This is a genomic window from Amycolatopsis sp. 2-15 (assembly GCF_030285625.1).
In the GTDB taxonomy this organism is placed as follows: Bacteria; Actinomycetota; Actinomycetes; order Mycobacteriales; family Pseudonocardiaceae; genus Amycolatopsis; species Amycolatopsis carbonis.
On sequence record NZ_CP127294.1, the window covers coordinates 652,370 to 666,238 of the forward strand.

Below are 13,869 nucleotides of genomic sequence, written 5' to 3' on the forward strand. Positions count from 1 at the left end.
TGGCCGGGTACCCGGGGTTTGTTGTGGATCTGGTTCTTCGGTTTCGGCTGCTGGTTCAGACCGCTTGTTCAGACCCGTTGTTCAGACCGCTTGTTCAGACCGCGCCGTACTGGCGGTCTCCCGCGTCGCCGAGCCCGGGGACGATGAAGCCGGAGTCGTTGAGCCGCTCGTCGATGCTCGCGGTGACCACGCGCACCGGCAGCCCGGTCTTCTCCAGGTGCGCCAGACCTTCGGGCGCGGCCAGCGCGCAAATGGCGGTCACGTCCGTGGCGCCCCGGTCGGTGAGCAGGCGGATGGTGTACTCCATCGAGCCCCCGGTGGCGAGCATCGGGTCGAGCACCATCACGGGCCGGTCGGCCAGCGATTCCGGCAGCGACTCCAGGTAGGGGGTCGGCTTGAGGGTTTCCTCGTCGCGCGCGAGCCCGACGAACCCCATCTGCGCGTCGGGGATCATCTTGTGCGCCTCGTCGGCCATGCCCAGGCCGGCGCGCAGCACGGGGACCAGCAGCGGCGGGCTGGCCAGCCGGTAGGCCTCCGTGCGCGCGACGGGCGTGTGGATCCGCTCGGTGCGCACCGGCACGTCGCGGGTGGCTTCGTACACGAGCATCATGGTCAGCTCGTGCAGCGCGGCCCGGAACGCGGCGCTGTCCGTCCGCGCGTCACGCATCGTGGACAGACGGGCCTTGGCCAACGGGTGATCGACGACGTGCACATCCATGCCACCTAACTTAGCTGCCGGGTGTCGTCCGCGTCTCGGCTCATCTCGTAGTAGTTCACCGCCTCGAAGAAATGCCCGACGACAGGCGCCAGCTTGTCGTACGGCCACTCCGGCACATCCGCGACGTTCGCATCATCCGGCGGCTCGATGCTGACAATGATCCTCCAGTTGGCGTAGGATCCACTGATCTTCCAAGACTGGCGCATGGGTTTCCTCCTCCGCGAGAACACGAGCCAAACGTTCTCCCGATGCCAGAACCGCACGCAACCTTCCTTCAGGTGAGCGATCTTTCGTGCCACCGTGGCAAGAGGACAAAGTGTGCCCATGACGAAGAACAAAGGGGTCTCCGTTCGGCAGCGGAGAGTTTCCGGGGAACTGCGCCGCCTGCGGTTACTGCGGAAGATGACCTGCAAACAGGTAGCCGAAGGCGTGGACTTCTCGGAGAGCAAGATCACCCGCATGGAAACGGGCGACCGCGGCCTGTACCCCGACGACGTCGCCGCGATATTAGGTTTCCTGCAGGCTCCGTCGGATCTGCGGCAAGAGCTCATGGCGCTCGTGAGGGGCGGCGAGGAGCGCAACTGGCATGAAGTGACAGGGAAACTACCGTCCTCGTGGAAGGACCTGATCCGCTTCGAAGACGAAGCAACCTCGATCCGCAACTATGAATCGCTGGTGTTGCCAGGCCTCGCGCAGACCCCCGATTATGCACGTGCACTGCTGCGAGGAGGAGATGCCAAGCTCGCCGAAGCCGAACTTGAGAACCTTGTCGCAGCACGGGTAACTCGCCAGCTCATTCTCGGGCGGCACAACGCGCCCCGAGTGCAGCTCATGGTCGATGAGATGATCTTGCAGCGGCCGATCGGTAGTGAAGAGATTATGCATGCGCAGCTCCGACACCTCATCCAGCTCGGGCAGCGGTCGAACGTGACTCTTCAAGTGGTGCCAATCAAGGCGGGTGCACATCCGGGCCTGCGCGGTCCATTTGTGTTACTTGAATTCGCTGCGGAGCCGACCTTGGCCCATGTCGAGAGCCGAGGCACCAGTAGCTTCCTGGAAAAAGACGATCAGGTTCACAGCCTCAAGGCAGCATGGAGTGACATTGGCCGGGTAGCCCTGTCACATGGCGACTCGGCCCGGCTGATTGCCGATATGATCGGCGAGCCGACACCAGCTGAGGAGTACGAACCATGATCGCCCCAAGCTTCACACAGGCCGCGTGGCGCAAGAGCTCCTACACGACTGACCAGTCCAACTGCGTCGAGTTCGCAGCCTGGCGCAAGAGCTCCTACAGCACCAACGACTCCAACTGCGTCGAGGTCGCCACCTCACCGGTCGAGATCGGGATCCGCGACACGAAGGACCGCGCGGGCGGCCACCTCACCGTGTCGCCGACCGCGTGGACCGCCTTCCTCAGCTCTGCGCGCTAGCGAACCAGCGAACCCACCGCCGCTGCCAGGCCGTTTCGACGGCCCGGTGGTGGTGGTTCTCGCGTACCCACGTGATGGCGTTGTCCGGGGACAAGCCGGCGATGGTGGCAAGGCAGGCGAGGACCGTGCCGGTGCGGCCGACTCCTCCGTAGCAGGCCACCTCCACCGATTCCCCCGCCAGCGCGCGGGCGTGCAGCGCGAGGATCTTGCGCCGCGCGTCGGCCCAGTTCAGCGGTAGCAGGAAGTCCGGCCAGCGGATCCAGTCGTGGTCCCAGGTGAGACTGTCGTCGTGTTTGCGGCGCAGTCGGTTCGACCCCAGGTAGAGGCCGTAAGTCGGAGCCGGGCCGTCCGGCGCGGGCCGGCCGAGGCCGCGTCCGCGTACGACGGCGCCGTCGGGCAGTGCGAGGGTCCCCACCAGAGCAGATGCCATCGCCCCATCTTGGCCCTTATCCGTCGTTCGATGGACCCCGGACCACCCCCGATCGGGCTAGGCTGCCCCGGGTGAGTGACGACGCAGCCCTTCCGAGCCCCGACCAGATGCGGGCCTCCGACGCCGACCGCGAGCAGGTCGCGCAGGTTCTGCACCAAGCCTTGTCCGAGGGCCGCATCACGATGACCGAGCTCGAGGAGCGGCTCTCCACCGTCTACGCGGCGAAGACCATCGGCGAGCTGAAGCCCGTGACCCGCGACCTGCCGATCGGCGCCACGCCGTCAACGCCCTCTTCGGCTCTGCAGCCGGCCACCAGCCGCGCCCTCGGCCTCCCCGACAGCCGCATCGGCGGCCACCCGGGCTCGAACGTCTCGATCGGCGTCCTCTCCGGCGCCATCCGCAAGGGCAGCTGGGTCCTCCCGCCGCAGCACACCAGCGTCGCCTTCTGGGGTGGCACGGAGATCGACCTCCGCAGCGCGCGCTTCGCCGACAAACAATCCACCATCACCGCCGTCGCCATCATGGGCGGCATCGAGATCACGGTCCCCGACGACATCAACGTCGACGTCACCGGCCTCGGCCTCATGGGCGGCTTCATCCTCGAAGACAAGTCCGGCGCCCCACCCGCCCCTGCCACGGCCCCCACCCTGACCATCAACGGCCTCGCCTTCTGGGGCGGCGTGGTCGTCTACCGCAAGAAGGCGAAGAAGGACAACTCGCAACTGGAAAGCTGACCGCCTGCGCCGCGGGCCGCATGAGTTCCTGGAGACGCTGGGCCGCCCGGCGTCGTTCAGGCATCCGGAAATGGCTTCACCGGGCGATACCCGGCCAGCGGTGATGGCTCAGCCGCCGAGGCTGGACTGGACGGCGTCGCCGGCGAACTGATCCACGAGGCCGCTCACCTCGGCAAGCATGGCCGCCGCGGCGGGGTTGCTGTAGACGCTGGTCTGATCGCCCAGGCCGGGAACCGAAGGTACCGCCTTGTCGTAGGCCTCGGCGAGCGGCTGCACGGCCGTGACGAACGCGGTGCTCAGGAGAGTGGCCGGGGCCGACGGCTGCGCGGGTTCGGGCCGAGGCAGCGGCGGCCGAGGGCCCCGGGTGGTTTCGGTCGCGCCGCGGCCCTGCCCGAGGTGCGCGTCGACGAACTCCAGGATCCGCGCAGTCGACTCTGGGGACGTCTTCTCCAGCGTCAGATCGTGGCCGGTGTGTAGGACAACGTAGGCCTCCACTGGTGCGCCCGGGGCGTAGAACCGCTTCTCGAACTCGGCGAGCGTGGCCGACGACGAGCACGGACCGCCGGTGAGCCCGCAGAAGAGCGGGTCGTGGTCGCCGGCCACGTCGAGCACGGGGACGTCCAGCGTGCGCGTCGAGTCGTTGACCGGGTAGGTGGAGAACGTCGCGCCCTCGACGAGGTTGTCCGTGTCCCGCAAGTGCTCGTCGTCGTAGGCGACCACGGCCGGGTCCGCGTTCGGCGCGTAGTACAGGCTGCCGCTGCGCCCCGCGGTGCCCGGATCGCTGGTGACGTACAGCGGATCGAGCGCCAGCCCGGCGAAGCGCGGGTCGCCAACCGCGGGTTCGTCGCGGCCGACGGCGCTCACGTAGCCGTTCGCGTAGTTGTAGGCGTGGCTGAACCCAGTAGTGACGAGCGCGCCGACGTCATGGTATTTGCCGGCTTCGGTGGCCACGACCGCCGCCCCGACGCTGTGGCCCACCGTCGCCACCGACGAGAACGCCGTGCCCAGGGATCCCCCGCGCAGCGCGGAGACGACCTCGTGGACGGTCCGCACGTCGGCCTCGAAGGTGTCGAACAGGCTCAGCGGGTGCAGCGACGCACCCGAGCCGAGCCGGTCGATCGCCAGTGTCGCGTACCCGTCCCGGTTCGCGGCCTGCGCGTAGGAGTACGTCTCGGGCTGGTAACCGAAGTCGAAGTATCCCCGGTTGTACGTCCAGCCGGATACCAGCAGCTGCACCGCCTTCGCACCGGGCGGAGTGCACAGCGTCCCCGCGATCGGCCCGGTCGCCCCGCCGACGGTCACCGGGACCACGACGTTCCGGCACTCGGTGATGCCGGGCGTGGCACCGGCCGGTGCCACGAAAACCGACGTGGCCAGGATCGTCGCGAGAAGCGGGATTCCGGCCCGGCCCATTCGTCGCGATTGCTGCATGCGGAAGCTCCTTGCGTGCTCGAGCGGGAAGCCAGCGAGGCCACACCGGTGGAGGCGCTGAGGCACCAGGTGTGCAAGCGGTGGCCGGCCGACACCGTGGAAGCTCGACATTAAACCGACGCAGTGGAGCGTAGCCGTACAAGATCATTTCGTCATCTTCTACGGCGGGATGTTCTGCTCGCACCTCGCCAGGGCTCGCGCCCGACGCCCGACGCCTGGCGGCGTTGGCGTTGGCGTTGGCCGTGGTCCGGTCCTCGTCAGCTCAGCCTGATCCGCAGTCCATCGACGCGCAAGGAAACGATCACGACCTGTGGACAACTCGCGGCCCGAACGCACCTGTCCACAGATTCCCGTGAGTGACCCGGCACAGGACGTGGCCGACCTACACTCACAGGCATGACCACAACCACCAGCCCGAACGCGGCGCCGGACACCCCGGCGCCGCTGGCGGACGTGACTCGCGACGAGGCGAGCCTGCGGCGGTTCCTGCACGGGCTGCCCGGCGTCGACCAGGTCGGGGTCGAGCAGCGAGCGGCGGCCTTGGGCACACGCAGCATCAAGAAAGACGCCAAGCGCTGGGCGATCGACACCGCCATCTCGATGGTCGACCTGACCACGCTCGAGGGCGCCGACACGCGGGGCAAGGTCCGCGGGCTCGCGGCGAAAGCCCTGCGCCCCGACCCGGAGCGGCAGGACTGCCCGCGCGTGGCCGCCGTGTGCGTGTACCCCGACATGGTCGAGGCCGCGGTCGACGCGCTCAAGGGCAGTGCCGTACACGTGGCGAGCGTCGCGACCGGGTTTCCGTCCGGGCGCACCAGCCGCGAGGTGAAGCTGGCCGACACGCGCCTGGCCGTGGAGTACGGCGCGGACGAGGTCGACATGGTGATCGACCGCGGCGCGTTCCTCGAAGGCCGTTACATGGACGTCTTCGACGAGATCCGCGCGATCAAGGCGGCGTGCGGCGAAGCACACCTGAAGGTGATCCTGGAAACCGGCGAACTGGCGACGTACGACAACGTCCGCCGCGCGTCGTGGCTGGCGCTCCTGGCCGGTGGTGACTTCATCAAGACGTCCACCGGCAAGGTCTCCCCCGCTGCGACGCTACCGGTCACGCACGTGATGCTGCAGGCGGTGCACGACTGGCACGAGCAGACCGGCGAGCTGCGCGGAGTGAAGCCCGCGGGCGGCATCCGCACGGCGAAAGACGCGATCAAGTACCTCGTCGCCGTGCACGAGGTGGCCGGTGAGCAGTGGCTGACCCCGAACCTGTTCCGTTTCGGCGCGTCCAGCCTGCTCAACGACCTGCTGCTGCAGCGGCGCACCCAGGTGGACGGCCACTACAGCGGCCCCGACTACGTGACGGTGGACTGACCATGGGCATCTTCGAATACGCCCCCGCGCCCGAGTCGCGCGACATCGCGAACCTCAAGGACCACTACCGGCCGTTCATCGGCGGCGAGTTCGTCGACGGTTCGGGCGAGCCGCTCAAGACCGTGAACCCGGCCACCGAGGAGATCCTCGCGGAGGTCGGCACGGCGTCGGTGTCCGATGTGGACACCGCCGTGCGCGCGGCGCGCAAAGCCTACGACACCGTCTGGTCGAAGATGCCGGGCAGCGAGCGGGCGAAGTACCTCTTCCGCATCGCGCGCCTGATCCAGGAGCGCTCGCGCGAGCTGGCGGTGCTGGAGTCGCTCGACAACGGCAAGCCCATCAAGGAATCGCGCGATTCCGACGTCCCCACGGCCGCCGCGCACTTCTTCTACCACGCCGGCTGGGCCGACAAGCTCGACTACGCGGGCTACGGCCCGAACCCCAAGCCGCTGGGTGTGGCGGGCCAGGTGATCCCGTGGAACTTCCCGCTGCTGATGCTGGCGTGGAAGATCGCGCCCGCGCTGGCCACCGGCAACACCGTCGTGCTCAAGCCGGCGGAGACCACGCCGCTCACGGCGCTGGTGTTCGCCGAGATCTGCCAGCAGGCCGAACTCCCGCCGGGTGTCGTGAACATCCTGCCGGGCGCCGGGGACATCGGTGCGGCCGTGGTGGAACACGGTGACGTCGACAAGATCGCGTTCACCGGCTCGACCGAGGTCGGCAAGCTGATCCAGCGCACGGTGGCGGGCACGCGCAAGAAGCTCACGCTGGAGCTCGGCGGCAAGGCGGCCAACGTCGTGTTCGACGACGCGCCGCTCGACCAGGCCGTGGAGGGGATCGTCAACGGGATCTTCTTCAACCAGGGCCACGTCTGCTGCGCGGGTTCGCGGCTGCTGGTGCAGGAGTCCGTGGCCGAGGAGGTCATGGAAAAGCTGCGCTACCGCGTCTCGACGCTGCGGATGGGCGATCCGCTCGACAAGAACACCGACATCGGTGCCATCAACTCCGCCGAGCAGCTGGCGAAGATCCGCGGGCTCGTGGAATCCGGCGACGCGGAGGGCGCGCAGCGCTGGACCAGCCCGTGCCCGGTGCCCGACCGCGGGTTCTTCTTCGCTCCCACGGTGTTCTCCGACGTGCACCAGTCGATGCGGATCGCGCGCGAAGAGATCTTCGGGCCGGTGCTGTCGGTGCTCACGTTCCGCACGCCGGACGAGGCCGTGGCGAAGGCCAACAACACGCCGTACGGGCTGTCGGCCGGCATCTGGACCGAGAAGGGTTCGCGCATCCTCTGGATGGCGAACAAGCTCCGGGCCGGCGTCGTCTGGGCCAACACGTTCAACCGCTTCGACCCCGCCGCGCCGTTCGGCGGCTACCAGGAGTCCGGGTTCGGCCGCGAGGGCGGGCGCACAGGACTGGAGGCTTACCTCAGTGTCTGATTCAACGCAGTCTGACCGGCGTATATCAGTGGCCAAGACGTACAAGCTCTACATCGGCGGGGCCTTCCCACGCTCGGAGTCGGGCCGGGTCTACCCCGTCACCGATCCGCAGGGGAAGTTCCTGGCCAACGCGGCGCACGCGTCGCGCAAGGACGTGCGTGACGCCGTGGTGGCTGCGCGCAAAGCCTTCCCCGGCTGGTCGGGCGCCACGGCCTACAACCGCGGCCAGGTGCTCTACCGCGTCGCCGAGATGCTGGAGGGCCGGCGCGAGCAGTTCGTGAGCGAGGTCGCCGCGTCGGAAGGCCTCGCGCCGAGCCAGGCGGAGTCCCTTGTGGACGCCGCCATCGACCGCTGGGTCTGGTACGCCGGGTGGACGGACAAGATCGCGTCGGTGCTCGGCGCTGCGAATCCCGTTGCGGGGCCGTACTTCTCGTTCACCGTGCCCGAACCGACGGGCGTGGTCGGCGTGCTCGCGCCGCAGGAGTCGTCGCTGCTCGGCCTGGTGAGCGTGCTGGCACCGGTGCTGGCCGGTGGCTCCACGGCCGTCGTCGTCTCGAGCGCCGAGCGGCCGCTGCCGGCGATCACGCTGTCGGAGGTCCTGGCGACGTCCGACCTGCCGGGCGGCGTCGCCAACGTGCTGACCGGTCGCGCGGCCGAACTCGGCCCGTGGCTGGCCTCGCACGGTGACGTCAACGCCCTCGACCCGACGGGCGCCACACCGGAGGACCGCATCACGCTGGCGCGCGAGGCGGCGGGCACGGTCAAGCGCGTGCTCACGGTCCCCGACGCCGAACCCGACTGGACGCTGACTCCGGACCTCTCGCGGCTGCGCCGGTACCTGGAGGCGAAGACCGTCTGGCACCCGCTGGGCGTCTGACCCGCACTAACCGACAGAAAGGGGCGGGCGGCACACCCTGGCGTGCCGCCCGCCCCTGGAGCAACAACCGTCACTCGGTCGGCGCGAGGCCTTGCGTCACCGCGCCGACGTCGATGGTGTGGCTGACCGAGTCGGCGTCGACCTCGCCGAGGGTCCAGTCCACGGTGATGTTCGGGTTGATGTAGTCACCGTGCTGGTTGGAGTCGGACGGCGCCACGACGTTGAGCCCGTTGGGCGTCTGCTGCTGGGCGTAGGGCTCGATGCCGGTCCAGTGCAGCGGCACGTAGGCCGAGGAGCCGTCGACGAGCGCCACGGCGGGCGCGTCGGCCGGGGCCTCGTTGTTGATCAGCACGTTGTGCGCGCCGACGAGGTCTACCTGGAGATTGCCGGGCAGGTAACAGCGCTCGCCCGGGTTGGCGGTGAACTGCAGGGCGCCGTAGCGGTTGCCCGCACCCGCGCCGCCGTAGACCAGCTTCGAGGTGAACTGGTTCGACGTGCACGGCTGAACAGACGACGCAGACGAACCAGATGAAGCAGGCGCGGCGCTCGCGGTCCCGGCGGCCAGCGCCGTCGCCCCGGCGGCGATCCCGGCCACGGCGACGGCGGCGACAACGCGGCTGATGGTCTTGCGTGTGGTCATTTCGGACTCTCCCCTTGTTCGAACCCCGGGCAGCCTCTCCGCCCGGCAGAACGACCGGTTTGGTGATTCATTCCCCTCGGTCGCTCTCACCAGGAAAGACGTCCACGTCACACGCGGGATGTCCGACTGTGGGATCAGCCGCAGGAACGCAACCCCAGCCACCCCGAAGCGTCACAAAGAGTGAACACGCGCGCGAGCGCGGTTCAGCTGATCAGCGCGGTTCAGTTGATGTCGCGCCGGCCCAGCGGCCGGCCCGGCAACGGCGTCCCCGGCCGGGCCTGCAGCCCGTCGATCATGATCGCGATGCTGCGCTCGGTGGACATCCGGGCGATTTCCGGCGAACGGGACTCCAGCTGACGCAGCAGCAGCGCGAACAGCATGGCCACGTCGCCCTCGGCGACGTCCGGGCGCAACGTCCCCTCGTCCTGCGCGCCCTGCACCATCGCTTCCAGCTCCACCAGCAGCTCTTCGCGCAACCTCGCGATCACCGGGTCTTCCTTCAGGATCTCGTGCGCCTTCTTCGACAACATCGCCAGCTGCACGGAAAGGTGCAGCTCAACGGACTGGTGCAACAGCCGCACCAATGCGCACCAAGCCGTGGGCTCCTGCTCGGCCGCCTCACGCGCGTCTTCCAGCACCCGCGAGAAATTGTCGACGGCCACGGCCCGGATCAGCGCTTCGCGATCAGGGAAGCGCCGGTACAGCGTGCCGACACCGACGCCGGCCGCGCGGGCGATCTCCTCCATCGGCACCTCGGGCCCGAACTCCGCGAAGATCGTGCGCGCCGCGGCGATGATCTGGTCGCGGTTGCGCCGCGCGTCCGCACGCAAGGGGACCTGGGGATCCGCGCTCATGGCCCACCTTCCGCTCGCCGGGAACTCGTTACGCGCGCAAATTCTCGCATGGACAGCGCTCCACGCATTGCGAACACAACCCGTCACCCCTTTGCTAGTGGACGAAGATCCTCCGCTTCGGTACCGTGGGTCTTGAACCGGAATGTAATCCTCCACATACATTGCGTAAAGGTTCAAAACCACCAAAAGGGGATCCCACCATGACAGAAGTTGCCGAACCCGAGCTCGCCAGCTTCCCGATGGCGCGCACGTGCCCGTTCGCGCCGCCGCCGGAGTACAAGCGTTTCGAGGACGAGCGGGCGAAGCTCGTCGAGCTCGACTCCGGGCAGCGCGCCTGGGTGCTGTCAAAGCACGAGGACGTGCGCGCGATGCTGAACGACCCCAGGTTCAGCTCCAACCGCTTCAACCCCGGCTTCCCGGTCCTGTTCCGCGACGGAGCGCCGCGGCGCGAGCGCAAGCTCAACCCGTCGCTGATCAACATGGACGCGCCGGAGCACGGCCCCGCGCGCCGCGAGGTCGTCGGCGAGTTCACCGTGAAGCGGATGAAGGCGCTTCAGCCGCGCATCCAGGAGATCGTCGACGAGCACATCGACGCGATCCTCGCCGGTGACCAGCCCGCCGACCTGGTCTCGGCGCTGTCGCTGCCGGTCCCGTCGCTCGTGATCTGCGAGCAGCTCGGCGTCCCCTACGCCGACCACGACTTCTTCCAGCAGCACAGCTCGCGCATCCTCAACCGCGAGGTCTCCTCCGACGAGCGGCTCGAATCCGTGGTGGCGCTCGAGGAGTACCTCGACAAGCTGGTCGCGGAGAAGGAGGAGAACCCCTCCGACGACCTGCTCGGCCGCCAGATCGCGAAGAAGCGCGAAGAAGGCGAGTACGACCGCAACGACCTCACGTCGCTCGCCTTCCTGCTGCTCATCGCCGGCCATGAGACCACGGCGAACATGATCTCGCTCGGCACCGTCGCGCTGCTGGAGAACCCCGAGCAGCTCGAGGCGATCAAGGCCGACCCGGGCAAGACGCTCGACGCGGTGGAGGAGCTGCTGCGCTACTTCACCATCGCCGAGTTCGCGACCACTCGCGTCGCGACGGAGGACGTGGAGCTCGCGGGCGTCACGATCAAGGCCGGCGAGGGTGTGCTGGGCCTGAGCTACGCCGCCAACTTCGACGGCGATGCCTTCCCCGAGCCGGAAAAGCTCGACATCACCCGCGGCGGGCGCAAGCACGTGGCGTTCGGCTTCGGCGCGCACCAGTGCCTCGGCCAGAACCTCGCGCGCATGGAGCTGCAGATCGTGTTCGACACGCTGTTCCGCCGCATCCCGACCCTGAAGCTGGCCGCCCCGGTCGACCAGCTGCCGTTCAAGCACGATTCCGCGATCTTCGGTCTCCACTGTCTGCCCGTCACCTGGTGAGGGAGGAAGCATGAGCACGATGGAGGAACTCCCGGTCGCCCGGAAGTGCCCGTTCGCGCCGCCGGAGGAGTACACGGCCACGCGCGAAGAGGCACCCGTGCACCGGGTGAAGATCCCGGACGGCAAGCAAGCCTGGACGGTTTCGCGGCACGAGGACGTGCGAGCCGTGCTCAACGACCCGCGGTTCTCCGCCGACCGCCTCCACCCCGACTTCCCGACGCTCGTCCCGGGCGGCAACGTCATCCGCCGCACCGAGGCCGAGCGCACGATGCTGGCCATGGACGCGCCGCAGCACGGCCCGGAACGCAAGGCGGTGCTCGGGGAGTTCACCGTCAAGCGCGTCGCCGAGCTGAAGCCGCGGATCCAGGAGATCGTCGACGGCCTGATCGACGACATCCTCGAAGCCGACGGACCCGTCGACCTGGTGGAAAAGCTCGCGCTGCCGGTCCCCTCGCTCGTGATCTGCGAAATGCTCGGTGTCCCCTACGAAGACCACGACTTCTTCCAGGAGAACACCAAACAGCTGATCAACCGCGCAACCAACGCGGAAGACCGGCGCGCCGCGTTCGAGCGCGTGCAGGCGTACATGGGCGAGCTCATCGCGAAGAAGGAAGCCGACCCTGGTGACGACCTCATCAGCCGGCAGATCGCGAAGCGGCGCGAAGACGGCACATACGACCGGGCGAAGCTCGTCAGCCTCGCGTTCCTGCTGCTCGCGGCCGGGCACGAGACCACGGCGAACATGATCTCGCTCGGCACCGTCGCGTTCCTGCGGAACCCGGAGCAGCTGGCGCTGATCAAGGCCGACCCGGCCAAGACGCTCACCGCCGTCGAGGAGCTGCTGCGCTACTTCTCCATTGTGGACAACGCCACGCGCATGGCGAAGGAGGACGTCGAGATCGGCGGCGTCACCATCCCCGCCGGCGACGGCGTGGTGGTGATGACGTACGCGGCGAACTGGGACCCCGAGGTGTTCGAGGACTCGTCGGCGTTCGACATCGAACGCGGGGCGCGTCACCACGTGGCGTTCGGGTTCGGGCCGCACCAGTGCCTCGGCCAGAACCTCGCGCGGACGGAGCTGCAGATCGTGTTCGACACGCTGTTCCGCCGCATCCCCACGCTGAAGCTCGCCAAGGACGTCGACGACCTGCCGTTCAAGGACGACGCGCTCATCTACGGCCTCTACGAACTGCCCGTGACCCGGTGAAGGAGGAGCGATGACCACGGCCGAGGAACTCGAACTGCCGGTGGCGCGAAAGTGCCCGTTCGCACCGCCCGAGGAGTACACGCAGATCCGCGAGGAACAGCCGATCACGCGCGTGAAGATCCCCGACGGCAAGGAAGCGTGGGTGGTCTCGCGGCACCAGGACGTGCGGACGGTGCTCAACGACCGCCGTTTCTCCTCGGACCGTTTCAACCCGAACTTCCCGATCCTGGTCAAGGGCGGCAACGTCTTCCGCCAGACCAACGCCGAGCGCACGATGATCACCATGGACGCGCCGGAGCACGGGCCCGCGCGCAAGTCGGTGCTGAGCGAGTTCACGGTGAAACGCGTGAACGCGATGCGGCCGCGGATCCAGGAGATCGTGGACGGGTTGATCGACGAGATCCTGGCCTCTGACAAGCCGGTGGACCTGGTCGAGAAACTGTCGCTGCCGGTCCCGTCGCTCGTGATCTGCGAGCTGCTGGGCGTGCCGTACTCCGAGCACGACTTCTTCCAGGAGAACACGGCGAAGATCCTGAAGCGCACGGTCAGCTTCGAGGAGCGGCGCGCGGCGTTCGAGCGCGTGCGTGGTTACCTCGACCAGCTGATCACCACGAAGGAAGCCGACCCGGGCGACGACCTGCTGGGCCGCCAGATCGTGAAGCTGCGCGAGGAAGGCAACTACGAGCACGGCGCGGTGCTGGGCTTGTCGTTCCTGCTGCTCGTCGCGGGCCACGAGACCACGGCGAACATGATCTCGCTCGGCACCGTCGGCCTGCTGCAGAACCCCTCGCAGCTGGAGACGATCAAGGCCGACCCGGGCAAGACGCTCGACGCGGTGGAGGAGCTGCTGCGCTACTTCACGATCGTCGACACGGCCACCGCGCGTGTCGCCGTGGAGGACGTTGAGCTCGACGGCGTCACCATCCGGTCGGGTGAAGGTGTGCTCGCGCTCGGGTACACCGCCAACTGGGATCCGGCGGTGTTCGACGAGCCTTCGAAGCTGGACATCACTCGCGGGGCGCGTCACCACGTCGCGTTCGGGTTCGGGCCGCACCAATGCCTGGGCCAGAACCTCGCGCGCGCCGAGCTGCAGATCGTGTTCGACACGCTGTTCCGTCGCATTCCTTCGCTGCGACTGGCCGTCGACGTGGACGACCTGCCGTTCAAAGAGGACGCGTCGATCTACGGGCTCTACCGGCTGCCGGTGACCTGGTAAAGATCATCAGTATGGGCACTCCTGAACTCCCGGTCGCGCGGACCTGCCCGCATCAGCAACCGGGGTTTCCTCGCCATTCGCGCGCAACCGGCGAAGAACCCATCCGCACCATG

At 68.1% G+C, this 13,869-nt stretch carries 15 protein-coding genes; 9 read left to right on the plus strand and 6 right to left on the minus strand.

Annotated elements, in window-relative coordinates; all coding sequences use genetic code 11:
- Window positions 1–94: 94 nt before the first annotated feature.
- Window positions 95–718, minus strand: coding sequence for a uracil phosphoribosyltransferase (gene upp, locus QRX50_RS03130; protein WP_285970487.1), 624 nt, complete (start codon window positions 716–718; stop codon window positions 95–97).
- A gap of 5 nt (window positions 719–723) precedes the next feature.
- Complete coding sequence (locus QRX50_RS03135) at window positions 724–1,017, minus strand: hypothetical protein (RefSeq protein WP_285970488.1); 294 nt, start codon at window positions 1,015–1,017, stop codon at window positions 724–726.
- A 25-nt stretch (window positions 1,018–1,042) separates the two neighbouring features.
- Here QRX50_RS03135 and QRX50_RS03140 point away from each other — a divergent pair, with 25 nt between their 5' ends.
- Both QRX50_RS03140 and QRX50_RS03145 read left to right on the plus strand, forming a co-directional pair.
- Window positions 1,043–1,912: a helix-turn-helix domain-containing protein gene (locus tag QRX50_RS03140; protein WP_285970489.1), complete on the plus strand. Its 870-nt coding sequence runs from the start codon at window positions 1,043–1,045 to the stop codon at window positions 1,910–1,912.
- Window positions 1,909–2,148 (plus strand): DUF397 domain-containing protein, encoded by a 240-nt coding sequence (locus tag QRX50_RS03145; RefSeq protein ID WP_285970490.1) that lies wholly within the window; start codon window positions 1,909–1,911, stop codon window positions 2,146–2,148. Before QRX50_RS03140 ends, QRX50_RS03145 begins: the two co-directional genes overlap by 4 nt.
- Here the strand turns inward: QRX50_RS03145 and QRX50_RS03150 are convergent.
- The gene (locus QRX50_RS03150; RefSeq protein WP_285970491.1) at window positions 2,132–2,578 is read right to left on the minus strand and encodes a protein-tyrosine phosphatase family protein; all 447 of its coding nucleotides are present in this window, start codon (window positions 2,576–2,578) and stop codon (window positions 2,132–2,134) included. The genes QRX50_RS03145 and QRX50_RS03150 overlap by 17 nt on opposite strands.
- A gap of 107 nt (window positions 2,579–2,685) precedes the next feature.
- Between QRX50_RS03150 and QRX50_RS03155 the strand changes: the two genes are divergently transcribed.
- The gene (locus QRX50_RS03155; RefSeq protein ID WP_285974344.1) at window positions 2,686–3,312 is read left to right on the plus strand and encodes a DUF1707 SHOCT-like domain-containing protein; all 627 of its coding nucleotides are present in this window, start codon (window positions 2,686–2,688) and stop codon (window positions 3,310–3,312) included.
- A 108-nt stretch (window positions 3,313–3,420) separates the two neighbouring features.
- Here the strand turns inward: QRX50_RS03155 and QRX50_RS03160 are convergent, their stop codons facing one another.
- Window positions 3,421–4,743 carry an alpha/beta hydrolase gene (locus QRX50_RS03160; protein ID WP_285970492.1) on the minus strand — a complete coding sequence of 441 codons (1,323 nt, stop codon included), beginning with the start codon at window positions 4,741–4,743 and terminating at the stop codon, window positions 3,421–3,423.
- Between the two features lie 396 nt (window positions 4,744–5,139).
- On the opposite strand from QRX50_RS03160, the gene deoC reads away from it, so the two are divergent.
- The 3 genes from deoC to QRX50_RS03175 are packed head-to-tail and all read left to right on the plus strand — an operon-like array spanning window position 5,140 to window position 8,427.
- Window positions 5,140–6,114: a deoxyribose-phosphate aldolase gene (gene deoC / locus QRX50_RS03165; protein ID WP_285970493.1), complete on the plus strand. Its 975-nt coding sequence runs from the start codon at window positions 5,140–5,142 to the stop codon at window positions 6,112–6,114.
- A 2-nt stretch (window positions 6,115–6,116) separates the two neighbouring features.
- Entirely contained in the window at window positions 6,117–7,550 is a 1,434-nt protein-coding gene (locus tag QRX50_RS03170; RefSeq protein WP_285970494.1) for an aldehyde dehydrogenase family protein, read from the plus strand.
- 28 nt (window positions 7,551–7,578) lie between these two features.
- Window positions 7,579–8,427 (plus strand): aldehyde dehydrogenase family protein, encoded by an 849-nt coding sequence (locus QRX50_RS03175; RefSeq protein WP_434533233.1) that lies wholly within the window; start codon window positions 7,579–7,581, stop codon window positions 8,425–8,427.
- A 70-nt stretch (window positions 8,428–8,497) separates the two neighbouring features.
- Here QRX50_RS03175 and QRX50_RS03180 read toward each other — a convergent pair whose 3' ends face one another.
- Window positions 8,498–9,067 carry a DUF4232 domain-containing protein gene (locus tag QRX50_RS03180; RefSeq protein ID WP_285970496.1) on the minus strand — a complete coding sequence of 190 codons (570 nt, stop codon included), beginning with the start codon at window positions 9,065–9,067 and terminating at the stop codon, window positions 8,498–8,500.
- 221 nt (window positions 9,068–9,288) lie between these two features.
- A complete protein-coding gene (locus QRX50_RS03185) occupies window positions 9,289–9,921 on the minus strand; it encodes a TetR/AcrR family transcriptional regulator (RefSeq protein WP_285970497.1) in 633 nt (210 codons plus the stop codon).
- A 200-nt stretch (window positions 9,922–10,121) separates the two neighbouring features.
- Between QRX50_RS03185 and QRX50_RS03190 the strand changes: the two genes are divergently transcribed.
- From QRX50_RS03190 to QRX50_RS03200, 3 genes are read left to right on the plus strand one after another with little or no spacing between them, the layout of a single operon-like run.
- A complete protein-coding gene (locus QRX50_RS03190) occupies window positions 10,122–11,333 on the plus strand; it encodes a cytochrome P450 (protein ID WP_285970498.1) in 1,212 nt (403 codons plus the stop codon).
- Between the two features lie 10 nt (window positions 11,334–11,343).
- Window positions 11,344–12,540, plus strand: a complete 1,197-nt coding sequence (locus tag QRX50_RS03195; protein WP_285970499.1) for a cytochrome P450 — start codon at window positions 11,344–11,346, stop codon at window positions 12,538–12,540.
- Between the two features lie 10 nt (window positions 12,541–12,550).
- On the plus strand, window positions 12,551–13,756 hold the full coding sequence (locus QRX50_RS03200) for a cytochrome P450 (protein WP_285970500.1): 1,206 nt from the start codon (window positions 12,551–12,553) through the stop codon (window positions 13,754–13,756).
- Window positions 13,757–13,869 lie beyond the last annotated feature (113 nt).